The 25,636-nt window shown below is 61.7% G+C and carries 20 protein-coding genes; 8 read left to right on the top strand and 12 right to left on the bottom strand.

All coding sequences use genetic code 11. The features are described 5' to 3' along the window. Positions 1–119: 119 nt before the first annotated feature. The 3 genes from AB1E33_RS11110 to AB1E33_RS11100 form a co-directional block, all read right to left on the bottom strand. Positions 120–1,574: an NAD(P)(+) transhydrogenase (Re/Si-specific) subunit beta gene (locus AB1E33_RS11110; RefSeq protein WP_372577344.1), complete on the bottom strand. Its 1,455-nt coding sequence runs from the start codon at positions 1,572–1,574 to the stop codon at positions 120–122. 13 nt (positions 1,575–1,587) lie between these two features. Then, positions 1,588–3,159: a Re/Si-specific NAD(P)(+) transhydrogenase subunit alpha gene (locus AB1E33_RS11105; protein WP_372577343.1), complete on the bottom strand. Its 1,572-nt coding sequence runs from the start codon at positions 3,157–3,159 to the stop codon at positions 1,588–1,590. A 127-nt stretch (positions 3,160–3,286) separates the two neighbouring features. Further along, entirely contained in the window at positions 3,287–3,736 is a 450-nt protein-coding gene (locus AB1E33_RS11100; protein ID WP_372577342.1) for a methyltransferase family protein, read from the bottom strand. A gap of 138 nt (positions 3,737–3,874) precedes the next feature. Here AB1E33_RS11100 and kynU point away from each other — a divergent pair, with 138 nt between their 5' ends. Further along, positions 3,875–5,068 (top strand): kynureninase, encoded by a 1,194-nt coding sequence (kynU, locus tag AB1E33_RS11095; RefSeq protein ID WP_372577341.1) that lies wholly within the window; start codon positions 3,875–3,877, stop codon positions 5,066–5,068. 1 nt (position 5,069) lies between these two features. Here kynU and AB1E33_RS11090 read toward each other — a convergent pair whose 3' ends face one another. Then, positions 5,070–5,648 carry a TetR/AcrR family transcriptional regulator gene (locus AB1E33_RS11090; protein ID WP_372577340.1) on the bottom strand — a complete coding sequence of 193 codons (579 nt, stop codon included), beginning with the start codon at positions 5,646–5,648 and terminating at the stop codon, positions 5,070–5,072. A gap of 98 nt (positions 5,649–5,746) precedes the next feature. Here AB1E33_RS11090 and AB1E33_RS11085 point away from each other — a divergent pair, with 98 nt between their 5' ends. From AB1E33_RS11085 to AB1E33_RS11070, 4 genes are all read left to right on the top strand, one after another. Beyond that, positions 5,747–6,211 (top strand): (2Fe-2S)-binding protein, encoded by a 465-nt coding sequence (locus AB1E33_RS11085; RefSeq protein WP_372577339.1) that lies wholly within the window; start codon positions 5,747–5,749, stop codon positions 6,209–6,211. A gap of 3 nt (positions 6,212–6,214) precedes the next feature. After that, positions 6,215–8,452, top strand: coding sequence for a xanthine dehydrogenase family protein molybdopterin-binding subunit (locus AB1E33_RS11080; protein WP_372577338.1), 2,238 nt, complete (start codon positions 6,215–6,217; stop codon positions 8,450–8,452). 143 nt (positions 8,453–8,595) lie between these two features. After that, positions 8,596–11,748 (top strand): valine--tRNA ligase, encoded by a 3,153-nt coding sequence (locus AB1E33_RS11075; protein WP_372577337.1) that lies wholly within the window; start codon positions 8,596–8,598, stop codon positions 11,746–11,748. Positions 11,749–11,941: 193 nt separating this feature from the next. Next, positions 11,942–12,157 (top strand): hypothetical protein, encoded by a 216-nt coding sequence (locus AB1E33_RS11070; RefSeq protein ID WP_372577336.1) that lies wholly within the window; start codon positions 11,942–11,944, stop codon positions 12,155–12,157. Here AB1E33_RS11070 and AB1E33_RS11065 read toward each other — a convergent pair. From AB1E33_RS11065 to AB1E33_RS11055, 3 genes are read right to left on the bottom strand one after another with little or no spacing between them, the layout of a single operon-like run. After that, positions 12,154–12,519 carry a VOC family protein gene (locus AB1E33_RS11065; protein ID WP_372577335.1) on the bottom strand — a complete coding sequence of 122 codons (366 nt, stop codon included), beginning with the start codon at positions 12,517–12,519 and terminating at the stop codon, positions 12,154–12,156. The two genes, AB1E33_RS11070 and AB1E33_RS11065, sit on opposite strands and share 4 nt — an antisense overlap. A gap of 11 nt (positions 12,520–12,530) precedes the next feature. Next, a complete protein-coding gene (locus AB1E33_RS11060) occupies positions 12,531–13,313 on the bottom strand; it encodes a crotonase/enoyl-CoA hydratase family protein (protein WP_372577334.1) in 783 nt (260 codons plus the stop codon). 59 nt (positions 13,314–13,372) lie between these two features. Further along, complete coding sequence (locus AB1E33_RS11055; RefSeq protein ID WP_372577333.1) at positions 13,373–14,449, bottom strand: SMP-30/gluconolactonase/LRE family protein; 1,077 nt, start codon at positions 14,447–14,449, stop codon at positions 13,373–13,375. 103 nt (positions 14,450–14,552) lie between these two features. On the opposite strand from AB1E33_RS11055, the gene AB1E33_RS11050 reads away from it, so the two are divergent. From AB1E33_RS11050 to AB1E33_RS11040, 3 genes are all read left to right on the top strand, one after another. Further along, positions 14,553–15,662, top strand: a complete 1,110-nt coding sequence (locus tag AB1E33_RS11050; RefSeq protein ID WP_372577762.1) for a pyridoxal phosphate-dependent aminotransferase — start codon at positions 14,553–14,555, stop codon at positions 15,660–15,662. A 47-nt stretch (positions 15,663–15,709) separates the two neighbouring features. After that, positions 15,710–15,892 carry a hypothetical protein gene (locus AB1E33_RS11045; RefSeq protein ID WP_372577332.1) on the top strand — a complete coding sequence of 61 codons (183 nt, stop codon included), beginning with the start codon at positions 15,710–15,712 and terminating at the stop codon, positions 15,890–15,892. Positions 15,893–16,042: 150 nt separating this feature from the next. Continuing rightward, a complete protein-coding gene (locus AB1E33_RS11040) occupies positions 16,043–17,899 on the top strand; it encodes an ABC transporter ATP-binding protein (RefSeq protein ID WP_372577331.1) in 1,857 nt (618 codons plus the stop codon). A gap of 7 nt (positions 17,900–17,906) precedes the next feature. Here the strand turns inward: AB1E33_RS11040 and eda are convergent, their stop codons facing one another. The 5 genes from eda to AB1E33_RS11015 form a co-directional block, all read right to left on the bottom strand. Next, entirely contained in the window at positions 17,907–18,539 is a 633-nt protein-coding gene (eda, locus tag AB1E33_RS11035; protein WP_372577330.1) for a bifunctional 4-hydroxy-2-oxoglutarate aldolase/2-dehydro-3-deoxy-phosphogluconate aldolase, read from the bottom strand. Further along, positions 18,539–20,350, bottom strand: coding sequence for a phosphogluconate dehydratase (gene edd, locus AB1E33_RS11030; protein ID WP_372577329.1), 1,812 nt, complete (start codon positions 20,348–20,350; stop codon positions 18,539–18,541). The genes eda and edd overlap by 1 nt, the downstream gene beginning before the upstream one ends. Position 20,351: 1 nt before the next feature. After that, the gene (gene zwf, locus AB1E33_RS11025) at positions 20,352–21,803 is read right to left on the bottom strand and encodes a glucose-6-phosphate dehydrogenase (protein WP_372577328.1); all 1,452 of its coding nucleotides are present in this window, start codon (positions 21,801–21,803) and stop codon (positions 20,352–20,354) included. Positions 21,804–21,956: 153 nt separating this feature from the next. Next, a complete protein-coding gene (gene ptsP / locus AB1E33_RS11020; protein ID WP_372577327.1) occupies positions 21,957–24,200 on the bottom strand; it encodes a phosphoenolpyruvate--protein phosphotransferase in 2,244 nt (747 codons plus the stop codon). A gap of 46 nt (positions 24,201–24,246) precedes the next feature. Then, complete coding sequence (locus tag AB1E33_RS11015; RefSeq protein WP_372577326.1) at positions 24,247–25,485, bottom strand: aspartate kinase; 1,239 nt, start codon at positions 25,483–25,485, stop codon at positions 24,247–24,249. Positions 25,486–25,636: the final 151 nt, after the last annotated feature.

The raw sequence follows: 25,636 nt of genomic DNA, 5'->3' as shown, positions 1-25,636 counted from the left end.
ATCTGGCTACAAATATCCCGAGGGGGAGGTCGCAGGCCAAGGGGGCAAAGCCCCCTGAGACAATCAATAAAAGAAAAGGGCGCCCGCAGGCGCCCTTTGCAATTGGATCAGACCCGTGCTCACTCGATCATCGGCAGCAGCTTGTCCAGCGAGGCTTTTGCGTCGCCATAGAACATGCGGGTGTTTTCCTTGAAGAACAGCGGGTTCTCGATTCCCGAATAGCCGGTGCCCTGACCGCGCTTGGACACAAAGACCTGCTTGGCCTTCCAGCATTCCAGAACCGGCATGCCGGCGATGGGGCTGTTGGGGTCGTCTTGGGCGGCTGGGTTCACGATGTCGTTGGACCCGATCACGATGGCTACATCCGTATCCGGGAAGTCATCATTGATCTCGTCCATCTCCATCACGATGTCATACGGCACCTTGGCTTCTGCCAGCAGCACATTCATGTGGCCGGGCAAACGGCCCGCCACCGGGTGGATCGCAAAGCGCACGTTCTTGCCAGCCGAGCGCAGCTTGCGCACCAGTTCGCTGACCGATTGCTGTGCCTGCGCCACCGCCATGCCGTAGCCGGGGATGATGATGACACTGTCGGCATCGTTCAGCGCTGCGGCCACGCCATCGGCCTCGATGGCGATCTGCTCACCCTCCACGGCCATCTGCTCGCCCTGCGGGCCACCGAAGCCGCCAAGGATCACGCTGACAAAGTGACGGTTCATCGCCTTGCACATGATGTAGGACAGGATCGCACCCGAGGAACCAACCAATGCACCGACAACGATCAGCAGATCGTTGCCGAGGCTGAAGCCGATCGCCGCTGCGGCCCAGCCCGAGTAACTGTTCAGCATCGACACAACCACCGGCATGTCGGCGCCGCCGATACCCATGATCAGGTGATAGCCGATGAAAAGCGCGGCCAGCGTCATCAGGAACAGCGGGAAGAAACCGCCCGTGCTAGTGTACCAGATCAGACAGATCAGCGAGAGCACCGCAGCACCCGCGTTCAGCATATGCCCGCCCGGCAGCTTGGTTGCCACCGACGTCACCTTGCCTGCCAGCTTGCCGTAAGCGACGACAGACCCGGTGAAGGTGATCGCCCCGATGAAGATACCAAGGAACAGTTCCACATGCAGGATCGCAAGCTCTGCCGAGGTTTTCTTGGCGATCAGCTTGGCGAACGCCCCCAGATCGGACAGGTCGGCCTCTTTCGCCGAATCGACAATCGCCATCACTTCGGCCACGTTCTTGATCTCGAAATGGGCGTTGAAGCCGACAAAGACTGCCGCCAGACCCACAAGCGAGTGCATCGCTGCAACAAGCTGCGGCATCTCGGTCATCTGCACACGTTGCGCAACATAGACGCCAATGGTGCCGCCACCGGCAATCAGCAGAAGCGACAGCAGCCACAGGCCGGAACCCGGCCCGATCAACGTAGCAAATACTGCCAACCCCATACCGACGATCCCGTACCAGACCGCGCGCTTGGCGCTTTCCTGGTTGGACAAACCGCCAAGGGACAGGATGAAGAGAACAGCTGCAACAACGTAAGCAGCAGTGGTAAAGCCAAAATCCATCTCTCGGCCCCCCTTAGGATTTCTGGAACATGGCGAGCATGCGCCGTGTGACGAGGAAACCGCCGAAGATGTTGATCCCGGCCATGAAGACAGACAGCCCCGCCAACAGGATCACCAGGAAACTGCCCGATCCGATCTGCATCAGCGCCCCCAGGATGATGATCGACGAGATTGCGTTGGTGACCGCCATCAACGGCGTGTGCAAGCTGTGCGCGACGCCCCAGATCACCTGGAAGCCAACAAACACGGCCAGCACGAAAACGATGAAATGCTGCATGAAGCTTGCGGGCGCAATCAGGCCCACCAGCAGCGTCAGCACGCCACCAACGGCCAGCAACGTGACCTGCTGCTTGGTCTGGGCCTTGAATTCTGCAACTTCCTTGGCGCGCTTTTCTTCCGGGGTCAGTTCCTTGACTTCGGGCTTTTTCTGCACGGCAATCGCCTGCACTTTGGGCGGCGGCGGCGGGAAGGTGATCTCACCCTGATGGGTCACGGTGGCACCGCGGATCACGTCATCTTCCATGTCGTGATTGACCTGACCGTCCTTCTCGGGCGTCAGATCGGTCATCATGTGGCGGATATTGGTGGCGTAAAGCGTCGAGGCCTGCGACGCCATCCGGCTGGGGAAGTCGGTATAGCCGATGATGGTCACGCCATTATCGGTCACGATCTTCTCATCGGCCACGGTCAGCTTGCAGTTGCCGCCCTTTTCCGCCGCCAGATCGACGATCACCGAGCCCGGTTTCATCGCTTCGACCATGTCCTTGGTCCAAAGCTCGGGCGCTTCGCGGTTGGGGATCAAGGCGGTCGTGATGACGATATCGACCTCGGGGGCCAATTCGCGGAACTTGGCAAGCTGCGCTTCGCGGAACTCTTCGGACTGGACGCTGGCATAGCCACCGGTGGCCGCGCCATCCTGCTGGTCGTCCTCGAAATCGAGATAGACGAACTCGGCACCCATCGATTCGACCTGTTCGGCCACTTCGGGGCGCACGTCGAAGGCCAGCGTGATCGCACCCAGCGAGGTCGAGGTGCCGATGGCGGCCAGACCGGCAACGCCCGCGCCCACCACCAGTACCTTGGCAGGCGGCACCTTACCGGCTGCCGTCACCTGACCGGTAAAGAAGCGACCAAAGTTGTTGCCTGCCTCGATCACCGCGCGATACCCGGCGATATTGGCCATCGACGACAGCGCATCCATCTTCTGAGCCCGGCTGATCCGCGGCACCATTTCCATGGCGATCACGTTCGCGCCCTTGGATTTGGCGGCCTCCATCCCCTCTTCGTTTCCGGCAGGATTGAAGAAGGAAATCAGCGTCTTGTCCTTTGTCAGTCGCTTGAGCTCGGTGGCGTCAGGCTGGCGCACCTTGGCGACAATGTCAGACGCTTTCCAGAGCGCGGCGGCGGTCTTGATGACCTCGACCCCGGCCTCTTCATAGCGCGCATCCGAAAAACCGGCCGCTGCCCCCGCGCCGCTTTCGATGGCGCAGTCATAACCCAGCTTTTGCAGTTGGCGCGCCGAGTCTGGCGTCATCGCAACGCGCGCCTCGCCTACAAATTTCTCTTTTGGTGTGCCTATCTTCACCTGTCAGGCCCCCTTTTGCTGTCTGCATCCGGACGCAGATTGAAACGGTTCGCGGTGCCTTGACCTATATTGCGCAACAAAATTTCGCAAGCGCAGCATTTGGATTGGCCGTCGAGTTGCTCTTGTTCTACAGCCAGCGGCGCGTCTTGCGCTCGTACCGGGCGAAGTCGGCACGGAATGTCCGGCGCAGCGCGGCTTCCTCGGGCAGGACAAAGCGCCGCTCAAGCAGCCAGACAAAAATCGGGATCAGCGGCAGCGACAAAACGGCGTCGAAACGCAGGATCAGACCAGCGAGAATCAGGGCATCCCCCAGATAGATCGGGTTGCGCGAACGCGAAAAGATGCCGCTGGTGACCAGCGCCGAGGCGGTCCGATGCGGGATCGGCGTGGTGCGATGCCGGCGCAGCTCCAGCAGGGCCAGCACCATCAGCAAAAGCCCCGCGCCCACGCACAGCCCGCCCAGCAGATCGGCCCAGACCCCGCCAAAGCTGAACCGGAACGCGGCCCAGCGCGCCTGCCCCCATGCGATCAGTATGAACCCGACCAGCCAGATCGGCGGAATATCAAGCCATTTCATCAGCGCTCCTCCGGAGATTTCGCGCACAACCTGCCACATCCACTGACCGTACGCGCCAAGACGCAACGCCGCAGCAGACCTTGCTCATCCCCTGCAAGCAGGCCATCGTCGCGACACCAAGTGTCAGCAGGATGTCAAATGACCGATTTCACCACCACCAAGACCCTGTTTCACCTGCCCGAGGGCATGACTTATCTGGACGGCAATTCGTTGGGTCCGCTGCCACTGTCCGCCACTGACCGTATGGCAGAGGTCATGCAGGGCGAATGGGGCGAGATGCTGATCACCGGCTGGAACAAAGCGGGCTGGATCCACCAGCCATCGCGTCTGGGTGACCGGATCGGAAGACTGATCGGCGCGGAACCCGGCCATGTGGTTGTGGGTGATACGTTGTCGATCAAGGTCTATCAAGCGCTGGCCGCCGCGCTGGCGCTGTCACCGGACCGGCGCGTGGTTTTGTCAGATACCGGCAACTTTCCGACTGACCTCTACATGGCAAGGGGGTTGCTGGACACGCTGGGTCAGGGGCACACATTGCAGTTGGTGGACCCCGAGCAAGTCGCCGCCTCGCTGAGTGACGAGGTTGCGGTGCTGATGCTGACCGATGTCGATTTCTGTACCGGTCGCCGCCATGACATGCGGGCCCTGACCGAAAAGGCGCATGAACTTGGTATCATAACCATCTGGGATCTGGCACATTCCGCGGGTGCGGACGCCATCGACGTCACCGGCTGCGGGACAGATTTTGCAGTGGGCTGCACTTACAAATACCTCAATGGTGGCCCCGGGGCGCCCGCCTTCATCTATGTCGCGCCCCGCCATGCGGATAATGCACTGCCCGCCCTGTCGGGCTGGCTGGGCCATGCCGCGCCTTTTGCCTTCGATCTGGACTACCGCGCCGGGCAGGGCATCGAGCGGATGCGCGTGGGCACCCCGCCGGTGCTGCAAATGGCCGCGCTCGACGCCGCGCTGGATGTCTGGGACGGGGTCGCGATGGCGGATGTTCGTGCCCGGGCGGTCGAGTTGAGCGAGATGCTCATCGCGGGGGTCAGCGAGCAATGCCCCGACTTGCAGCTTGCCAGCCCGCGCGACCCCGCCCAGCGCGGCAGCCATGTCTCGTTCCGCCATCCCGAGGGCTATGCCGTCATTCAGGCCTTAATCGCGCGCGGCGTCATTGGCGATTTCCGCACACCCGATATCTTGCGGTTCGGCATCACGCCGCTGTTTCTGGACGAAACTGACATAGCGCGTGCCGTGACGATCCTGGAAGAAATCATGCAAGACCGCGTTTGGGACCGGGACGAATACAAGGTCCGCCAGTTGGTCACCTGATCTAGTTGGCGATTCCCGCGCCAAACACCGCGGCGAGCATTCTTACCGACTGGCAATAATCGTCGTAAGACCCGGCGGTCACCTTGGCCCCTTTCAGCGACGATGTGATGAGCGCCGCCATTTCTTCGGCACTGCCAGGCAGTGTCACGTCCCCGGCCTTCTCATGTCGTGCCAGCCAGTCGGCATAGATCTTGCGCAGACGCGCCTCACCTTCATGTACCATTTCCGAAGATGTTGTTGTCCCCGCCTCCATCAACTCCATCCCGTGGGCAGAGCTGAGCATCGGCCGCACCACGATCTCACCCTGCGCGAGAACTGCCGTTTCCAGCACCTCCGGCACGGCGCCGTCCTGGTTCAGCGCCGCGGCCAGCGCGGCGCTGCACTTGTCGTAGCAATGCCGCACAAGCGTCTGGAAAATATCATCTTTGTTCCGATAGTGCAGGTACAGCGCCGCCCGCGACATGCCCGCCCCACGCGCGATGTCATCCATCGAGGTCTTGCGAAATCCATATGTCGCAAAGGCGGTCCAGGCCGCGTCCAGAATGGCTTTCTGCTTTGTGTCGAGATCGAGATCCTTCATGACTCCAGTCTTTGACATTTTGTGTCGATTTTGTCAATTGACATCCTGACAAATTCCGCTATTTTTGTCACAACTCAGCAGATGCGGAGAGACGCGCCATGCCAACATCCCTGACAATCAACGGAACCACCCATGAGGTCGACCTGCCCGATGAAATGCCCCTGCTCTGGGTGCTACGCGATGAGGTTGGCCTGACCGGTACGAAATTCGGCTGCGGCGTAGCCGCCTGCGGGGCTTGCACAGTGCATATCGACGGCGAAGCGGTGCGCTCCTGCCAGGTTGCTTTGTCGGATGTCTGGGGTGATGTCACTACCATCGAAGGCGTCGGCACACCCGATGCGATGGCCAAGATCCAGCAGGCCTGGGTTGACCATCAGGTCGCGCAATGCGGCTATTGCCAGTCGGGACAGATCATGCAGGCTGCGGCATTGCTGGCCGAAAACCCCAGCCCCTCGGACAACGAGATCGACGAGGCGATGCAGGGCAATCTCTGCCGCTGCGGCACCTACCCCCGTATCCGCGCCGCGATCCACACCGCCGCTGGCAAACTGAAGGAGGCGTAAATCATGGCATCTGTCGGAAAAATCCTCCGCCGTACTTTCCTGATCGGGTCGGCCGCCATCGTCGGCGGCGTGGCTTTTGGCGTCTATTATGTGAACCGCCCCGCCCCCAACCCGCTGAAACCGCAAGAAGGCGAAACCGCACTGAACCCCTTTGTCCTGATCGATCAGGAGGGCGTTACATTGTTCGCGCCCCGTGCCGAGATGGGTCAGGGCGTGATGACCACTTGGGCGGCGCTGATCGCCGAAGAACTGGATGTGGAACTGGATGATATCCGCGTCCTGCACGGACCAGCGGCGGCGGCCTATTACAACAGCGCGATGTTGGGCGAGGCACTGCCCAACAAGGGCTATGACATCTCGGATTTCCAGCACAATCTGGCCGAAGCGCTTGGTGTGCTGGGCAAGGTGTTCAGTCTGCAAGTCACCGGGGGCTCAACCTCGATGAAGGACGGGTTCGTGCGCATGCGCGAGGCCGGAGCCACCGCCCGCGAAACCCTGAAACAAGCTGCCGCAGATCAGTTGGGCGTCGACCGTAGCCTACTCAAGACCGAAAAGGGCGCGGTCATCGCCCCGGACGGCACAAGCATTTCCTATACCGAACTGGCCGTGGCCGCCGGTCAGATCGACCCGCCCCATGTCGAACTGCGCGACCCTTCGGAATGGCGCATTCTGGGCAAACACCATCCGCGCGTCGACATGGTCGGCAAATCCACCGGCACCGCCGAGTTTGGCATCGACGTGCGGCCCGAGGGCCTGAAATTCGCCAGTGTCCGCGTCAATCCGAAACTGGGTGGCGAGATGAAGGGGTTTGACGCCAGTGCCGCCGAATCCATGACCGGCGTCGAAAAGGTCGTCGATCTGGGCAATGGCGTTGCGGTGATCGCAAGCAATACCTGGCTTGCCATGCAAGCGGTCGAGGCCATTGATGTGGACTGGGGCGAGGCGCCTTACCCGCCGGAAACCGACGCGCTCTTCGACGTCATCGCAGCGAGTTTCGACGGCGAGGCCAACTCTGCCATGCGCGACGATGGCGATGTCAGCGTGCTGCCCGACGGTGCGACCGAGATCACGGCGGAATACAAGCTGCCCTATCTGGCCCATGCCACGATGGAGCCGATGAATGCCACCGCACTCTTTACCGGCAAAACCCTGGACATCTGGGCTGGCAACCAGGCCCCCACGATTATCCAATCGAAAGCGGCCGAGGTCGCCAATCTCGACCCCGAGGCGGTGTCCGTTCACACCCCCTATCTTGGCGGTGGTTTTGGTCGCAAAGGCGAGTTCGACTACTCGGTGATCGCCACCAAGGTCGCGATGGCGATGCCCAATGTGCCAGTGCAGACCACATGGTCGCGCGAAGAAGATATGCGCCACGACTTCTACCGTCCCGGCGCGATGGCCCGGATGCGCGGTGCGGTCAAGGATGGCAAGGCGGTACTCTGTGACGGCCAGATCGCGGCGCAGTCTGCAGTCTATCAGGCCATGGGCCGGATCGGAATGCCTGCGGGTGGCCCCGACAAGGTACTGGTCGAGGGCGCCTTCAACCAGCCTTACGCGATCCCCAATTACCGGATGCGCGGCTACGTGACCGATCTGGCCGTGCCGGTAGGGTTCTGGCGCTCGGTCGGCAACAGTTTCAACGGCTTCTTCCACGACACTTTCCTGGATGAAATGGCCCATGCCGCCGGGCGCGACCCGCTGGAATTCAGGCTGGAGTTGATGAAATCCGAACATGCCCCCTCGGCCGGTTGCCTGGAGGCAGTGCGCGAGATGTCAGGCTGGACCGGCAAGACGCCCGACGGTGTCGGGCGCGGCGTCGGCTTCTGCTACAGCTTCGGCACACCGGTGGCGCAAGTTATCGAGGTGGTCAACGAGGATGGCACGATCCGCATCAACAAGGCCTGGATCGCCTGCGATATGGGCCTCGCGCTCGACCCCAATACGGTTGAGGCGCAGATGGTCGGCGGCATGATCTATGGCCTGTCGGCAGCGTGCTTTGGCGAGATCACCTTCGCCGATGGCGAAGTCGAGCAGTATAACTTCCCCGATTATGACGCGTTGCGCATGCACACCACGCCGGTGACCGAGGTGCGCGTATTGGAAACCAACCGACATATGGGCGGAGCGGGCGAGCCGGGCACCCCACCCGCGATGCCTGCACTTGGCAATGCGCTCTTTGACCTGACTGGTCAGCGCGCGCGCACGCTGCCACTGTCCCATAGCTTCGATCTGCTGATCTGAGGCGTCCTATTGAAGGACCTGAACGCATCGCCGGGCCTCCGGCGGTGCATTCATCTGCGCAAAAGCGGCATGTGCCCTTCCCCTTCCCGACCCCATTCGCTATTGCAGGCCTGACCCGAATTCGTTGACGCAGGACGCACCCCATGGCGATGGAAAAGACTTTTAACGCGGCCGAGGCCGAGGCCCGCATCTATGAGGCCTGGGAACAGGCCGGAGCCTTCAAGGCAGGCGCGAACAGATCGCGCGACGAAAGCTTTACCGTCATGATCCCGCCGCCCAACGTGACGGGCGCGCTGCATGTGGGTCATGCGTTCAACAACACGCTGCAGGACATCCTGATCCGCTGGCACCGCATGCGCGGCTTCGACACGCTGTGGCAACCCGGTCAGGACCACGCAGGCATCGCCACGCAGATGCAGGTGGAAAAGATGCTGGCCGCCACCCAACAGCCCGGTCGACGGGAGTTGGGGCGCGAGAAATTCCTGGAAAAAGTCTGGGAGTGGAAGGGCGAATACGGCGGCACGATCATTGAACAGCTGAAACGTCTGGGCGCATCCTGCGACTGGTCGCGCAACGCCTTCACCATGGCCGGTGCAGCAGGCGATCCGCGCACTGGTCACGAGAATTCGGCCAATTTCCATGACGCGGTGATCAAGGTCTTTGTCGAGATGTACCAGCAAGAGTACATCTATCGCGGCAAGCGGCTGGTCAACTGGGACCCGCATTTTGAAACCGCGATCTCGGACCTCGAAGTCGAGAACATCGAAACGCCCGGCCATATGTGGCACTTCAAATACCCGCTGGCGGGCGGCGAGACCTATACCTATGCGGAAAAGGACGAGGACGGGAATATCGTGCTTGAGGAAGAGCGCGACTATATCTCGATCGCCACGACGCGGCCCGAAACGATGCTGGGTGACGGCGCGGTGGCCGTTCATCCCTCGGACGAGCGCTATGCGCAGATCATCGGCAAGCTGTGTGAAATCCCGGTTGGCCCGAAAGAGCACCGCCGCCAGATCCCGATCATCACCGATGATTACCCGGACCCGAATTTCGGCTCAGGCGCGGTGAAGATCACCGGTGCGCATGATTTCAACGATAGCATGGTGGCCAAACGCGGCGGCATTCCGATGTACCGGCTGATGGACACGCGCGGAGCGATGCGGGGTGACGGCGCGCCTTATGCCGTCGAGGCTGGTAAAGCACAGGACTACGCGCGTGGGCGCGCGTTCACCGAGAACGAGATCGACGCGATCAATCTGGTGCCCGACCACCTGCGCGGACTTGACCGGTTCGAGGCGCGTGCGAAAGTTGTCGAAGAGATCACCGCCGACGGTCTGGCCGTTATGACCCGCGCGGACAATCCGGTGCTGGGCACCAAGCTGAGCGAAGATGACGATCCGGCTGCTCTTGTACCGCTGGTCGAGAGCAAACCGATCATGCAGCCCTTTGGCGACCGCTCGAAAGTTGTGATCGAGCCCATGTTCACCGACCAGTGGTTCGTGGACACCGAAAGGGTCGTCGGCCCCGCGCTGGATGCGGTCAGGGCCGGCACGGTCAAGATCATCCCCGAGTCGGGCGAGAAAACCTATTACCACTGGCTGGAAAACATCGAGCCCTGGTGCATCTCGCGCCAGCTCTGGTGGGGGCATCAGATACCGGTCTGGTATGGTCTTGATTTGTCCGCCGAAGATTTCAAAGGCGACGAGAACGAGGGCGAGCTTGATCTGGTCGAACTGGGTCGTCTGCTGAACGAAGGTGGCATGCTGCATCGTGGCAATGTCATGGAATGCGCGGCGAGCCTTGAGGCTGTCACCGAAAAATTCTTCGATGACAACGCCAATATTCCCAGCCCACTGAGCCATGCAAGCGTTGTCGAGGTTGCCGACAAGCATGAGGCGATTCATCTATTCGCTGAAAGCCTCGCGCAGTACGCGGTCGAACAGGACCCGACCAAGCTGGTCTATCCGGTCTGGCGCGACCCTGACGTTCTCGACACCTGGTTCTCGTCCGGCCTCTGGCCCATCGGCACGCTTGGCTGGCCCGAACAGACCGAGGAGCTGGAGCGCTACTTCCCGACCGATGTTCTGATCACCGGATTCGACATCCTGTTCTTCTGGGTCGCCCGGATGATGATGATGCAACTGGCCCTAGTCGATCAGATCCCGTTCCACACCGTCTACCTGCACCAGCTCGTCCGTGACGAGAAGGGCAAGAAGATGTCCAAGACCACCGGCAACGTCATCGATCCTCTGGAGATCGTGGACGAGTTCGGCGCCGACGCGTTGCGGTTCACCAATGCTTCGATGGCGGCGATCGGTGGCGTACTGAAACTCAGCAAGGAACGCATCACCGGCTATCGCAATTTCGGCACCAAACTGTGGAATGCCGTCCGCTTTGCTGAGATGAACGAGGTCTTCACCGACACCGTGCCGCAGGCTGCGATCACCGATCTGAAGCCCAAGGCCGCCGTGAACCGCTGGATCATCGGCGAAACCGCCCGCGTGCGAGAAGAGGTCGACGCAGCACTCGAGAGCTATCGCTTCAACGACGCGGCGAACGGGCTTTACGCCTTTGTCTGGGGCAAGGTCTGCGACTGGTATGTGGAACTGTCCAAGCCGCTGCTACAGGGTGACGACGCCGAGGCTCAGGCCGAAACCCGTGCCACCATGCGCTGGGTTCTGGATCAGTGCATGGTCCTGCTGCACCCGATCATGCCCTTTGTCACCGAAGAGCTCTGGGGCCTGACCGGCGCGCGGCCCAAGATGGTCGTTCATGCGGATTGGCCCACTTACGGTACTGAACTGGTCGATGCCGAGGCGGACCGCGAGATGAACTGGGTGATCTCAGTGATCGAAAACACCCGCTCTGCGCGTCAGCAGATGCGGGTGCCAGCGGGGCTTTATGTACCCATGCTGGTCACCAAGATCGACGCGCATGGTCAGACCGCGTGGGACCGCAACGAGGCGCTGATCAAACGTCTGGCGCGGATCGACAGCCTGACAGCGGCAGAGGAACTGCCCAAGGGCACGATCTCGATTGCAGCGCCAGGTGCGTCCTTTGGCCTGCCTCTGGCGGACATCATCGATATCGGTGCTGAAAAGGAACGGCTGGAGAAAGCCAAGAGCAAGCTGGCCAAGGAACTTGGCGGGCTGCGCGGGCGTCTCAACAACCCCAAATTCGTGGCCTCGGCCCCCGAAGAGGTTGTCGCAGAAGCCAAGGCCAACCTCGCCGCCCGCGAAGAAGAAGAGGCCAGGCTGGACGAGGCGCTGGCGCGACTGGCCGAGATCGCCTGATCGGTCTTCCTGCTTCGAAAAGGAAATTTCACCTCGCCGCGCTCGCGCCCGGCGGGGTTTTTCACCAGGTTGCAGGCATAACACGGTCCACACGAAATCTCGCCGAGCGTCGGATTCTCAAGGCTAAGGCCGAGGGCCAGCTTGAGGGGCAGCGGGCAAAGGCCAGCCCCTGCCCGATCGCTCGGGCGAGGCGATGAGTGACCCGGCGCTGGCTGCGGACCATCGGATCATAGCGCAGGCGTGCCTTCTGACGGAGGAGTTCTCACTCAAGAAAGGACAGGATACCGCGCGGGCGGACTATGCCCGGCTGTCCGACCTCGAGGCGCGCAAAGGGGCGATGGCAAGGATCGCGGATCTGGAAATGCGCTATAACATGGCGCGGGATGCGCGCCACAGCTTCATGCGCTAGCGCCCAGCAAAGGCGCGGCTGGACACCGAGATCGTGTTTTTCGACGGGTCCTTGGCATTGGAGAACGCATAGCCATCCGCCGCGTGAATCGGGCCGAATTCCAGACCTCGCTCCCGAGCTTGCGCGCAAAACGCAGCCACATCCGACACATCAAAGACCAGCTTGATCCCCACCTGCCCCTCGCGCGTGCCCTTGCCCGCCGGGTGCAGCATCAGGTGTATGCCCGAACCGGGCGGGACCAGCTCAACGATCCGAACATCAGCCCGCCGCACGGTGCGATATCCAAAATGGGTTTCATAGAACATGGCCATCGCATCCATGCGCTTTGTGTAAAGCACCAGACGCGACAGTGGCGGCTGCATCGCAGGAGTCCTTATTTGAAATCGGGCTTGCGGCCCTGCATGTTGGCCGCGATGACCTCCATCTGATCGGGTTTGCCGATCAGCGCAAGCTGCTCGGCACTTTCGGCCAATAGCACATCAGCGCGCCCGGCCCGTTCCGACAGATCAATCAGCCGCTTGGCCGCCCGGATGGCGGAAGGTGATTTTCCGGCGATCTCCTCAGCCAGCGCGCGTGCTGCCGCCAGTGGATCGTCATGGATCTCGGTCACCAGTCCCCACTCCACGCCGCGTTCGGCCGAGACCGGGCGGGCGGTGTAGGTCATCTGGCGCAGCGCGTCCGAGCGCATCAGAGGCGGCAGCAGCACCATACCGCCCATATCGGGGATCAGGCCCCATTTCATTTCCATGATCGCCAGCTTGGTATCCGGGGCGGCAATACGGATATCAGCGCCCAGTGCAAGTTGCAGACCGCCACCATAGACCGCTCCCTGCAAGGCGGCGATCACCGGCACCTGCACCCGTCGCCAAGCCAGCGCGACCTCCTGCGGCTCGTTGGCATCGCCGAAGTCTCGGGCATTTATGTAGGCTTCGGTGTCGCGCCCGGCCAGTTGTGCGAAACTCGCCACGTCCAGACCAGCGCAAAAGCTGTTGCCCTCGCCCGACAGCACCACGGCGCGCGCGTCCGAGACGGCCACCTCCTGACCGGCGGCGACGATGGCCTTGAACATCGCGTCGTCCAGCGCGTTTCGCTTGTCGCCACGGGTTAGCGTGACATGCGCCACGTGGTTTTCATACTCTACCGATACGCGTGCCATCTCGATCCCTCCGGTTCAGTTCGGTGCCACTATGCGCGGCCCAAGCGCGTCGGTCCATTCTAACGCGGCGGCAGGTCGGTCACCGGCATACGTGCGAACCAGGGCGAGGACAGGGTCATGACATAAAACATGTCACCTACCTGCCTGGCGCTTGTGGTGACGCCCAGCCGCCCGTCGGGGTCCTGAAGATTGTGCAGGAGCGTTCCGTCGCCGTCGAACTGGATCACCATGCCGCGATGGACTGGCGCCGGGCGCACCCAGGGACCAAGCCGCCAGACCACCTTGCGCAGGAACGGGTAGGGCAGCAGTTTTTCCGAAGGCGCGCGCGGGCTGGCAAAGGCCAGCCAATAGGTGCCATCGCCCTGCGCCTTGAGATTGTCCGGATAGCCCGGCAGGTTATCCAGAAACACTTCTTGCTGCCCGGCCCTGTCCCCCTTGAGCCAAAGCCGATGCACGCGCGCGCGCCCGGTTTCGGCGATCAGCAGGAAATCCTCTTCCGGCGACAGAGCCACACCATTGGTATAGACGAGACCTTCGGCGATTTTCTCGACTGTTCCATCGGGATCGCGACGGGCGACATAGCCGGTATCGGACTGCTCCCAGATCGTCATCACCGAAGTGAGTTTCGTACCCCCCATCGTCTCAGGATCGAACCGGTCGGTTGAGTTCGAGAAATAGACCGTCCCGTCGCGCGCCACATCAAGGTTGTTGGCATAGATCACTGGCGCGCCGTCAATCTCTGAGACCAGCATTTCCAATCTGCCGGGACCGGACCAGCGGGTCAGGCCGCGAAAGCTGTCAGCGATATAGAGCGCACCATCAGGCCCCGCCTTCAGGCCAAGCGGTCGCCCGCTTAGTTGATCGACCCGCTCTGGCGCGGCCCCATCGATGCGGAACAGATCACCTGACAGGCTCGCGGTATAGACATGGCCCTGAGGGGTGACCGCGATATCCTCGGGGCCCAGCTCTCCATCCGGCAGCAAGACCTTCTCGGCCTTGTCCAACGCGGTGTTGACCGCAAAATCACCAGCGAAATCGGGCGGCTCGGGCAGTTTATTGGCCACCGGTTGCAGCGGGATCGGCCAGAACAGCAGGTAAGCGGCGGCAATCGCAACCAGCAGCAACAACACACGCATTCCGATTCCTATTCTGACTTTGTTCCCGTTTTGCAAGTATTGATCCAAGCCCCGCACCGACGCAAGACTTGTTCCGGCCCTGTTGATCCGCTTATCTGCCGCCATGACCTATCCGCGCTATACCCCGCTTGCTTGTTCCCTGCCCGCAACTGTCCCATTTGTGGGCCCTGAAACGCAGGAGCGGGCGCGAGGTGACGCTTTTGCGGCGCGGATCGGTGCCAATGAGAACGTGTTCGGCCCCTCGCCCAAGGCGATTGCCGCGCTTCAGGACAGCGCCGCGTCCTTGTGGATGTATGGCGACCCGGAGAACCACGATCTGCGCCAAGCGCTGGCCGCCCATCACGGGGTTACCCCCGGAAACATCGTGGTCGGCGAAGGAATCGACAGCCTGTTGGGCTATCTGGTACGCCTGATGGTCGGGCCCGGTGATGCGGTGGTGACCTCCGACGGGGCCTATCCCACCTTCAACTACCATGTGGCAGGATTTGGGGGTGCACTGCACAAAGTGCCCTATCGCGACGATCATGAGGACCCCGAAGCGCTGTTTCGCAAGGCCGCCGAGACCGGGGCCAAACTGGTTTATCTGGCCAATCCCGACAATCCTATGGGCAGTTGGCATTCTGGCGCGCAGATCGATGCGGCGATGGAACATCTGCCCGAGGGCACGCTGCTGGTGCTGGACGAGGCCTATATCGAATGCGCCCCCGAAGGCACCGCGATGCCGATTGCCGCGGATGATCCGCGGGTGGTCCGCATGCGAACCTTTTCCAAGGCACACGGGTTGGCAGGCGCGCGCGTCGGTTATGCGATCGGCGCTCCAGAGCTGATTGCGGCCTTTAACAAGGTGCGGAATCACTTTGGCATGAACCGCTCGGCCCAGATTGCAGCGCTTGCCGCGCTGGAAGATCAGGACTGGCTGTCTGATGTCACCGCATTGATCGCAGCGTCGCGTATGCGGATCGAGGATATTGCACGCGAAAACGGGCTGTCGCCGCTGCCCTCCGCCGCCAATTTTGTGGCCATCGATTGCGGGCGTGACGCCGATTTTGCAAAGCGCGTGCTGGATAACCTAATCGAACTTGGCATTTTTGTCCGCATGCCGTTTTCGGCACCGCAGAACCGCTGCATACGCATCAGCTGCGGGACAGAGGCCGATCTGGACGCCTTTGCCGCCGCCCTGCCCCGCGCATTGGACTGCGCCGCCAAGGGCTGATATCGTGGATCATCCGGCAGCTATCGAAACAGACGGTCCGGACCGGCATGGACGATCACAGGATACCACGCGCACCGGATTACACGCTGGCCGCCCTGATCATGGGCGGGATCAATCTGACATGGATTTTCATTGTGATCTGGGCACTTTATGGGTTGGTCTCGGTGCTGGTATTGGCGGCCCTGCTCAACCACGCCATTTCGCGCCTGCGAGACTGGAGAAGCACTTAGCCCGGTCGCATGTGACATTGCAGCGACGTGTCTAACCGATACCCGACCTGCCGCCCCAACAGCTTGCAACGTGCCCACCACCTGCTTAAATGAGCGCGTCATGACCAATTGCACGTCATTCCCCTTCCCCCTCCCGCACAAGGCCGCGCCATGAGCAAACCAGCATATACCGCCCGCGAACTCATCGCGTGGGTCTGGACGGACTACCTGCGGCGGTATCGCTGGATATTGGTGGCAGCCTCGATCTTCATGTTCATCGAAGGCAGCATGGTCGGTGCGCTCAGCTACATGATGCAACCGATGTTCGACAAGGTCTTCGTTCAGGGCAACGAAGACGCGCTGGTCTGGGTCAGCGTGGTGTTCTTCCTTATCTTCACCACACGCGGGCTTGCCGGTGTCGCTCAGAAGATACTTCTGGCGCGGGTGTCCCAGAAAATGGCGGCGAATCTACGTGTCGACATGCTGACGAAGATGGTACGGCAGGATACGTCCTTTCATCAGGTCCATCCCCCCGGCTACCTGATCCAGCGCGTTCAGACCGATGTCGGATCGGTCAACTCGGTCTGGCAGATGATCATCACCGGCATGGGCAAGAACCTGATTTCTCTTTTCGTATTGCTGGGCGTTGCGATGAATGTGGATGTGGTCTGGACGCTGATCATGCTGGTGGGCATTCCGCTGACATTCCTGCCGATCGGTGCAGCTCAGCGTTATGTCAGAAAACAGGCCGCGAAGGTCCGTGACCTTGGCGCATCGCTTGCAGTACGGCTGGACGAGACCTTTCACGGGATCACCCCGGTAAAGCTGAACAGCCTCGAAGAGTACCAGGTCGGTCGCTTTGCCGCAGGCAACGAAAAATTTGTCCGCGCGGGCATTAAGTCGACGATAGGTACCGCCTCGATCACCGCGTTGGTCGACGTGATGGCCGGTGTCGGCTTTATGGGCGTGCTGCTTTATGGCGGGACCGAAATTATCAGCGGTGAAAAGACCGTCGGTCAGTTCATGAGCTTCTTCACCGCAATCGGTCTGGCCTTCGACCCAGCGCGGCGCATAGCAGCGATGAGCGGAAAGTGGCAGGCCGCCGCCGCGGCACTTGAGCGGGTCAAGGAACTGATGGATGCGCCAGTAAAGCTGCTGCCACCCACCAACCCGAAACCCGCGCCCAAAGGCCGTCCGGGTGTGGAACTGGACAACGTCTCGCTCAGCTATGGTGACGCGCAGGTTCTGCGCGATCTGTCGTTGGTGGCCGAGCCGGGCGAGACCACAGCGCTGGTGGGCGCATCGGGGGCTGGGAAATCGACTGTTTTCAACGTGCTGACCCGGCTGGTCGATCCTGCGCAGGGCGCGGTGACCGTTGGTGGCGTGCCTGTCAGCGAGATGAGCTTTCCTGACCTGCGTGGGCTTTTTGCGGTGGTGACGCAGGACGCGCTTCTGTTCGACGAATCGGTGCGCGAAAACATCCTGCTGGGTCGGACCGACGTGTCCGACGACGACCTGCAGGAGGTTCTGAAAGCGGCCCATGTGGCGGATTTCATCCCCAAGCTGGCCAACGGTCTGGATACGCAAGTCGGCCCACGCGGTTCGGCCCTGTCGGGAGGTCAGCGCCAGCGGGTGGTGATCGCTCGCGCCCTGCTGCGCGACACGCCGATCCTTCTGCTGGACGAAGCAACCAGCGCGCTGGACGCACAATCGGAAAAAGTGGTTCAGCAGGCGCTTGATCGGCTGTCCGGCGGGCGTACGACCATCGTGATAGCACACCGGCTATCGACCATCCGCAACGCCGACAAGATCGTTGTGATGGATCGCGGACGCGTGGTCGATCACGGCAGCCATGACGAATTGCTGGCGCGTGGTGGCATCTATGCGGATCTTTACCGGCTGCAATTCCAGGACGGGTTGACGGTTGTGGACCAGGCAGGCGTCGCGGCGCTGACCCCGAGGGCGCCGCATCTCGACGCGCCCAAGGAAACCTGGTTCCGGCGCATGGTGAACAGATTTGCGGGCTGAGGCGCTCTCAGCCCAAGGCAGCCGCCTCGCGGGCCAGTGCCTCGATTCCGGCCCAGTCACCGGTCTGAACCTTATCCTTTGGGGCCACCCAACTGCCCCCGGCACAGACCACGTTGGACAGTGACAAATAGCTTTCGGCGTTGGCCGTTGAAACGCCGCCCGTCGGACAGAATGAGATCTGCGGCAGCGGCGCGCCGATGGCCTTCAGCGCAGGTGCCCCACCCGAGGCCTCGGCAGGGAAGAATTTGAGCATGTCATAGCCCGCCTCCAGCAGGCGCATCGCCTCGCTGGCTGTGGCGGCCCCTGGCAGCAATGGCAAGTTCTCGGCCTCGCAGGCCGCAATCAAAGCATCGGTCGCACCCGGAGAGACCCCGAATTGTGCACCCGCCGCCTTGGCAGCACGTACATCCTCAGGGGTGACCAGCGTGCCCGCGCCAACCACGCCACCGGAGACCTGCGCCATGGCGTGGATCACATCAAGCGCCACCGGTGTGCGCAGGGTCACCTCAAGCGCGGGCAGACCGCCCGCTACCAAAGCCTGCGCCAGCGGAGCGGCGTGGGCCAGGTCATCGACCACCAGTACCGGAACGATAGGTGCCAGCGCGCAAATCTCGCGGGCGCGGGTGGATTTCGATGTCATCAGAACTCTCCAAACACGGTTGCGCCGGCATCAGCCCGGCTCACATTGCGGCGGAACAAGGCGAACATCTCACGCCCTGTGCCAAATTCATTTCCGGTCAGGTCGGCCTGTATCGGATCGCGATCCAGCACCCCTTCGGTCAAGATCTCAAGTTCGCCCGAGACTGCATCCACCCGGACCAGATCGCCGTCCTGCAGCCGCGCAATCGGTCCGCCATCCAGCGCCTCGGGGCAGACATGGATCGCGGCAGGCACCTTGCCCGATGCTCCGGACATCCGGCCATCGGTGACCAGAGCCACCTTGTGCCCCCGTCCCTGTAGGATCGACAGCACCGGCGTCAGCGAATGCAACTCTGGCATACCGCTGGCCTTGGGTCCCTGGAACCGCACGACAACAACCACGTCACCGGTGAACTCTCCGGCCTTGAACGCCGCTTTCACGTCCTCTTGATCGTTGAAGATGCGTGCGGGCGCCTCGATGATCCGGTGTTCGGGCGCAACCGCCGAGACTTTCATAACCCCGGTACCGAGCGACCCGCTCAGCCGCGACAAACCGCCGGTTTCCTGAAACGGGTCCGCTGCGGGGCGAAGGATCTTGTCATTGAGCGACGCGCCCGCGCCGTCCTGCCAGACCAACGCGCCGTCGATCAGCTTGGGCTCGCGGGTATATTCGGCCAACCCCTGCCCCGCAACCGTGATGGTGTCGGGATGCAAGAGCCCCTCTTCCATCAGCGTGTGGATGGTGTAGCCCAAACCGCCTGCCGCGTGGAAATGATTCACATCGGCGAGCCCATTGGGATAGACTCGCGCCACTAGTGGCACAACTTGGGAAATTTCTGAGAAATCCTGCCAGTCCAGCCGGATGCCACCAGCCCGTGCCATCGCGATCAAGTGAATGAGCAGGTTGGTGGAGCCCCCTGTCGCCATCAGACCGACGATGCCGTTCACATAGGCCTTCTCATCCAACACCTTGCAAGCGGGCGTGTAATTGTTGCCCAGCGCGCTGAGCGACAGCGCGCGTTTTGCGCCCTCTTCGGTCAGCGCATCGCGCAGAGGCGTGTTCGGGTTCACAAAGCTCGCACCCGGCAGGTGCAGCCCCATGAACTCCATCAACATCTGGTTGGTATTGGCGGTGCCGTAGAAGGTGCAGGTGCCCGGCCCATGATAGGCGGCCATTTCAGCCGCCATCAGTGCGTCGCGCCCGACCTCTCCGGTGGCGAATTTCTGGCGTATCTTGGCCTTTTCATCATTGGGCAACCCGCTGGTCATGGGACCGGCGGGCAGGAACACGGCAGGCAGATGGCCGAAGCTTTGTGCCGCGATCACCAAACCCGGCACGATCTTGTCGCAGACCCCCAGAAACACAGCGGCATCAAAGGTGTTGTGACTGAGTGCCACACCGGTCGCCATCGCAATCGCGTCACGGGAAAACAGCGACAGCTCCATCCCTGCCTCGCCCTGCGTGACCCCGTCGCACATGGCCGGAACCCCGCCCGCCACTTGCGCGGTGCCGCCCGCGTCGCGGGCAGCGGTCCGGATCAGGTCGGGGAACCGTTCGAATGGCTGATGCGCCGAAAGCATGTCATTGTAGGTCGTCACGATGCCTAGGTTGCCCGCCGAGCTTGTGGCCAGCGCCTGCTGATCCGACCCCGCCCCAGCATAGGCATGCGCCTGACCGCTGCAGCTGAGATGGGCGCGGGCCGGGCCTTTGCTGGCGGCCTGATCCATCCGCTCCAGATAGCGGTCGCGCGTGCCTGCGCTGCGCTCGATGATGCGCAGGGTCACATCCTGAATGGTGCGGTGCACGTTCATGTCACCCTCCTATATGGCGCCAGCGGCGACCGTCGCGATGCATCAGCATCAGCGCTTCTTCGGGACCGGAAGTGCCCGGATCGTAAGCTGCAGGCTGATCGCCGGTTTCTTCCCAGTTTCGGATGATCGGATCAACCCAGGCCCAGGCGGCCTCGACTTCATCACCGCGCATGAACAGCGTCTGATCGCCCCGGATCACGTCCATCACCAACCGCTCATAGGCGTCCTGCTGGCGCACATCCGCGCCCAGCGCATCGGCAAAGCTCATGTCCAGCGACACCTCGGACAGGCGCAGACCACCCGGTCCCGGATCCTTGATCGTGGTGCGCAGGGTGATGCCTTCATCCGGTTGGAGCCGGATCACCAGCACATTGCCGCGTAACCGGCCCACATTGGGAAAGATCGTGTGCGGCGGATCGCGGAACACCACCGCGATCTCAGATTCCCGCGCCCGCAGCCGCTTGCCGGTGCGCAGATAGAACGGCGTGCCCGACCAGCGCCAATTGGCGACGCTGACCTTCATGGCGATAAAACTCTCGGTGTTGCTGGAGGGATTACCGACATGGTCGCGATAGCCATCGCCGCCCGCATCGGCCCGATACTGGCCGCGCGCGATATCACCCGGCTCGACCGGATCGAGCGCCTCAATCACCTTGACCTTTTCGTCACGCACTGCGTTGGGTGTGAATTTCGAAGGCGGCTCCATAGCGGTCAGGCACAGAAGCTGTACCAGGTGGTTCTGAACCATGTCCCGCATCGCGCCCGATTGATCATAATAGGCCCCGCGCCCGTCGATTCCGATGCTTTCGGCCACGGTGATCTGAACATGATCGACATGGGTGGCATTCCAGAGCGGTTCGAACAGTGAATTGGCAAATCGTAGCGCCATCAGGTTCTGCACGGTTTCCTTGCCCAGATAGTGGTCGATCCGATAAATCTGGTGTTCTTCGAAACAGGCCCGCAGCCCTTCGTTCAAGGCACGCGCCGAGGAGAGATCCCGACCAAAGGGCTTTTCGACGACGATCCGGCTGTCGGGCGTGGCCAATCCGCAATCATGCAGCCGTCCGGCGATATCGGCAAACAGTGAGGGGCCCACCGACAGGTAGAAGGCTCGCACAACATCGGGTCTGAGCGCATCCGCCAGGGTCTGCCAGCCCTGATCGGACGAGACATCGACAGTCACGTAATCCAGCCTTTCCAGAAACTGTGCCAGTGTCTTGGCGCGGTTCGGGCTGTCGGGGGTGAACTGCTCAATGGCGTCTTTGGTGACCTGACGAAAGGTCTCTGCATCCATCTCGGTCCGGGCCGAACCAATGATGCGGGCCTCGGACGGCATCTGGCCGACTTCGAAACGATGAAACAGACCCGGCAGAATCTTTCGTTTCGCCAGATCGCCGGTCGCACCAAACAGGACAAGGTCAAAGGGGTCTACGGGGATGACACGCGAGACCATGGGTTGGCTCCAGTTCTGGCCGGCAGACGGTTTTGGCACCGATCCGCATAACGGCCACTGTTAGCGTTAACAATTCATCGCGTTAATTGCCCATCCGGCCTCGGAATGCAAGAGCGAAATGGCCTTGCCGCATGAAATGCCTTTGCAGGAGTTTCACCTGCTTTGCCGGAACCACTCCATCACCATCGGGCGCACGGTCTGTTCGCCGCGATGGCGGGCATCCAGGATCACCTTGCGCAGATCGTCGAGATTTGTCCGCAAAAGCAGGCTTTTGACCGGCCCGATGGAGGCCGGGCGCATCGACAGCGTGCGCAGGCCCATGGCGGCTAGGCACACCGCCTCGACCGGACGGCCCGCGTCCTCGCCACAGAAGCTTAACGGCGTGCCGGAGATGGCGCAGCGTTCCACGATCCGTTCGATCAGGCTAAGGAAGCTTGCATTCAGGGTATCATAACGGCGACGCACGCGCTCGTTTTCGCGGTCGGCGGCAAAGAAGAACTGTTTCAGGTCATTGCCACCGATCGACAGGAACCCGACCTCGTCAAAGAATTTCTGCGGCGCGAACGCTAGCGAAGGGGTTTCCAGCATCGCGCCAATCTCAAGCGTTTCCGGCAGCACATGACCCAATCGTTCCTCGCGGGCGATGGTCTTGTCCACTTCGGCGCGGGCGGCGCGATATTCCTCGGCCTGGGCGACGAATGGGAACATGATGGTCAGCGGGCGCCCGTTGGCGGCGCGGATCAGTGCCTGCAACTGCATCCGCATGATGCCCGGCTTGTCCAGCCCAACCCGGATCGCGCGCCAGCCCAGAGCGGGGTTCGGCTCATCGGTGGGTTTCATATATGGCAGGACCTTGTCGGAGCCGATATCAAGCGTGCGGAACACCACGCGCTTACCTCCGGCGGCATCAAGAACCCGGCTGTAGAGCGCCACCAGTTCCGATCGTTTGGGCATCTTGTTGCGCACCAGAAACTGCAATTCGGTGCGGAACAGACCGACCCCTTCGGCGCCGGAACTGGGCAGCGACGGCAGGTCCGCCATCAATCCGGCATTCATCACGAGACTGATCTCTTTGCCATCCTGCGTGGTCGCAGGTTTGTCGCGGATCGAGGCATAGCGTTCCTGGGCTTCGGCTTGCATCGCAATCTTGTCGCGAAAGGCAGTGACAACCGTGTCATCTGGGCGCAGATGCACAACGCCCTGATCACCGTCGACCATGATGTGATCGCCGTTCAGTGCCTCGGTCGTGACCCGCTTGGCATGGACCACCAGCGGAATGGCCAGCGCGCGCGCGACGATGGTTGCGTGGCTGCCGACCGAGCCTTCTTCCAGCACGATACCCCGCAGCGATCGGCCGTATTCCAACAATTCAGCCGGACCGATATTCCGCGCCACAAGGATCGGGTCGGCGGGCAGGTCAATGCCCGTCTCCTTGCCCTGCCCGGTCAAAATCCGCAGCATCCGGTTGCTCAGATCGTCAAGATCCGCGAGCCGTTCGCGCAAATAAGGGTCCGACACCTGCTCCATGCGCGCGCGGGCCTGCGATTGTTCCTTCTCGACGGCGGCCTCAGCGCTCAACCCGCGCGAGATATCCTCTTCCATCCGGCGCATCCAGCCCTTGGAATTGGCGAACATCCGGTAGGCTTCGAGAACCTGCAACTGTTCCTTGTCGCCGTTCTGCGACATCTCAAGCATCTTGTTGACGCCAACGCGCAACTCTTCGACCGCGTGATTGAGACGGGCCTGTTCAATATGTGGGTCATCCGCTATCGGGTTGGTAATGACGACGCGCGGTTCATGCAGCCAGACATGCCCCTCGGCGGTGCCTTCTTGGCCGGTGCCGCCGCGCAGCAACACTGGTTGCTGGTGCAAGGGCGACAGGGCCGCGCCTTCACCGACAAAGGCGCCTAGCTCGGTCATCTCAGCCAGGACCATTGCGACCACTTCCAGCGCATAGACCTCGTCGGCCAGATATTCACGCGGATCACGGGACTGAACCACCAGTACGCCGAGTTTCTCGCCAAGCCGCTGGATCGGGACGCCAAGGAAAGACGAGAACCGCTCTTCGCCCGTTTCGGGCATGAACCGGAACCCCTTGGCCGCAGGTGCATCCGGTGTGTTCACCACCTTGCCAAATCGGGCGACCCGGCCCACAAGCCCCTCGCCCATCCGCATCCGGGTCTGGTGTACGGCCTCGGTTTTCAAGCCTTCGGTTGCACAAAGCTCCAGCGTGTCTTCATCTCGGAAAAGGTAGATGGAACAGACCTCTGTGCCCATGCTGTTGGCAATCAGATGGGTGATCTTGTCCAGGCGTTCCTGACCGGCAGAGTCACCGGCCATCGCCTCGCGCAGACGCCCGAGGAGTTTTCTGGATCCGCTTTCCGTACTATCCGCCATGGGCCCCGTTCAATCTGATTTGACGGCGGCCCTAGGCTTGTCTGCCTCAGGCCGCCTTGTCCAAGTCAAACGCATCATGCAGCGCCTGAACGGCAAGTTCCATGTATTTCCGATCAATCAGGACCGAAATTTTTATCTCGGAGGTGGTGATAACCCGGATGTTGATTCCTTCATCGGACAGCACCTTGAACATCTTGGCCGCAACCCCCGATTGCGAGCGCATACCGATCCCCACGACCGAGACCTTGGCCACATCCTCGTCGGCCACCAGCTCGGCATAGTTCAGCTCGCCCGCGCCCTTGATTTCCAGCAGCGCCTTTTCCGAGCGCGCCACCTGATCGGTCGGACAGGAGAAGGTCATGTCGGTGCGCCCCTCATCCGAAATGTTCTGCACGATCATGTCCACGTTCACCCCTGCCTCACTAAGAGCGGAGAAGATCGTGGCGGCGATGCCGGGGCGGTCGGCGACCGACACCAGCGTCATCTTTGCTTCGTCGCGGGAATAGGCCACACCGGCCACGACATTGGATTCCATAATATCCTCCTCGGCACAGACCAGCGTGCCCGCATTATCGGATTGTTCCTCGAAACTGGACAGCACGCGCAGCCGCACGCCAAATCGCATGGCCAGCTCGACCGAGCGGGTCTGCAACACCTTGGCCCCCAGCGAGGCCAGTTCCAGCATCTCCTCGAACGAGATCTTGTCCAGCTTGCGCGCCTTCTCGCAGATGCGCGGATCGGTGGTATAGACGCCATCCACATCGGTGTAGATGTCGCAGCGTTCGGCATCAAAAGCGGCGGCAAAGGCAACCGCGGTGGTGTCCGAGCCACCCCGGCCCAGCGTGGTGATACGACCCTCGGGGCTGAGTCCCTGAAAGCCCGCGACCACGGCCACTTTCATGCCTTCGGAAAATTTGGCGTTGATGTTCTCGGTCGGGATATCATTGATCCGCGCCTGGCTGTGGGCGGAGGTGGTCAGCAGCGGTACCTGCCAGCCCTGCCAGCTGCGCGCCGGCACGTCCATTTCCTGCAGGGTCAGCGCCATCAGACCGGCGGTCACATTCTCGCCCGAGGACACGACCGCATCATATTCGCGGGCGTCGTATAGCGGCGAGGTCTCATCGACCCAGCCGACCAGCTCATTGGTCTTGCCGGACATGGCCGAGACGATGACGATCACATCATAGCCCTTGGCCACCTCGACGCCGACACGTTTCGCAACGCGGCGGATACGGTCGAGATTGGCCACCGAGGTGCCACCGAATTTCATCACGAGCGTGGGCATAGGGCTTGTCGTCTCCGCGCCTTGGATTTCCGATCAGGGGGGTCTTAAGCGAGGGGGGACGCAAGGGCAAGTGGGCATCCCTGTCCGGGCAGGTTCTGTGACATAGGTGTCCGGCGCTGTCGCAACATCCCGCTTTACTTTGGCCGGGGCG

The organism is Ruegeria hyattellae (assembly GCF_041537925.1).
Taxonomy (GTDB): domain Bacteria; phylum Pseudomonadota; class Alphaproteobacteria; order Rhodobacterales; family Rhodobacteraceae; genus Ruegeria_C.
The sequence above is the reverse complement of the archived record's forward strand: the minus strand, read 5'-3'. Positions and strand labels throughout refer to the sequence as shown.

Excerpts from the sequence above, each read along its gene's own strand:
- AB1E33_RS11110 (WP_372577344.1), bottom strand. The coding sequence starts at position 1,574 with ATGGATTTTGGCTTTACCACTGCTGCTTACGTTGTTGCAGCTGTTCTC.
- AB1E33_RS11100 (WP_372577342.1), bottom strand. The coding sequence starts at position 3,736 with ATGAAATGGCTTGATATTCCGCCGATCTGGCTGGTCGGGTTCATACTG.
- kynU (WP_372577341.1), top strand. The coding sequence starts at position 3,875 with ATGACCGATTTCACCACCACCAAGACCCTGTTTCACCTGCCCGAGGGC.
- AB1E33_RS11090 (WP_372577340.1), bottom strand. The coding sequence starts at position 5,648 with ATGAAGGATCTCGATCTCGACACAAAGCAGAAAGCCATTCTGGACGCG.
- AB1E33_RS11085 (WP_372577339.1), top strand. The coding sequence starts at position 5,747 with ATGCCAACATCCCTGACAATCAACGGAACCACCCATGAGGTCGACCTG.
- AB1E33_RS11080 (WP_372577338.1), top strand. The coding sequence starts at position 6,215 with ATGGCATCTGTCGGAAAAATCCTCCGCCGTACTTTCCTGATCGGGTCG.
- AB1E33_RS11075 (WP_372577337.1), top strand. The coding sequence starts at position 8,596 with ATGGCGATGGAAAAGACTTTTAACGCGGCCGAGGCCGAGGCCCGCATC.
- AB1E33_RS11070 (WP_372577336.1), top strand. The coding sequence starts at position 11,942 with ATGAGTGACCCGGCGCTGGCTGCGGACCATCGGATCATAGCGCAGGCG.
- AB1E33_RS11065 (WP_372577335.1), bottom strand. The coding sequence starts at position 12,519 with ATGCAGCCGCCACTGTCGCGTCTGGTGCTTTACACAAAGCGCATGGAT.
- AB1E33_RS11060 (WP_372577334.1), bottom strand. The coding sequence starts at position 13,313 with ATGGCACGCGTATCGGTAGAGTATGAAAACCACGTGGCGCATGTCACG.
- AB1E33_RS11055 (WP_372577333.1), bottom strand. The coding sequence starts at position 14,449 with ATGCGTGTGTTGTTGCTGCTGGTTGCGATTGCCGCCGCTTACCTGCTG.
- AB1E33_RS11050 (WP_372577762.1), top strand. The coding sequence starts at position 14,553 with ATGACCTATCCGCGCTATACCCCGCTTGCTTGTTCCCTGCCCGCAACT.
- AB1E33_RS11045 (WP_372577332.1), top strand. The coding sequence starts at position 15,710 with ATGGACGATCACAGGATACCACGCGCACCGGATTACACGCTGGCCGCC.
- AB1E33_RS11040 (WP_372577331.1), top strand. The coding sequence starts at position 16,043 with ATGAGCAAACCAGCATATACCGCCCGCGAACTCATCGCGTGGGTCTGG.
- eda (WP_372577330.1), bottom strand. The coding sequence starts at position 18,539 with ATGACATCGAAATCCACCCGCGCCCGCGAGATTTGCGCGCTGGCACCT.
- edd (WP_372577329.1), bottom strand. The coding sequence starts at position 20,350 with ATGAACGTGCACCGCACCATTCAGGATGTGACCCTGCGCATCATCGAG.
- zwf (WP_372577328.1), bottom strand. The coding sequence starts at position 21,803 with ATGGTCTCGCGTGTCATCCCCGTAGACCCCTTTGACCTTGTCCTGTTT.
- ptsP (WP_372577327.1), bottom strand. The coding sequence starts at position 24,200 with ATGGCGGATAGTACGGAAAGCGGATCCAGAAAACTCCTCGGGCGTCTG.
- AB1E33_RS11015 (WP_372577326.1), bottom strand. The coding sequence starts at position 25,485 with ATGCCCACGCTCGTGATGAAATTCGGTGGCACCTCGGTGGCCAATCTC.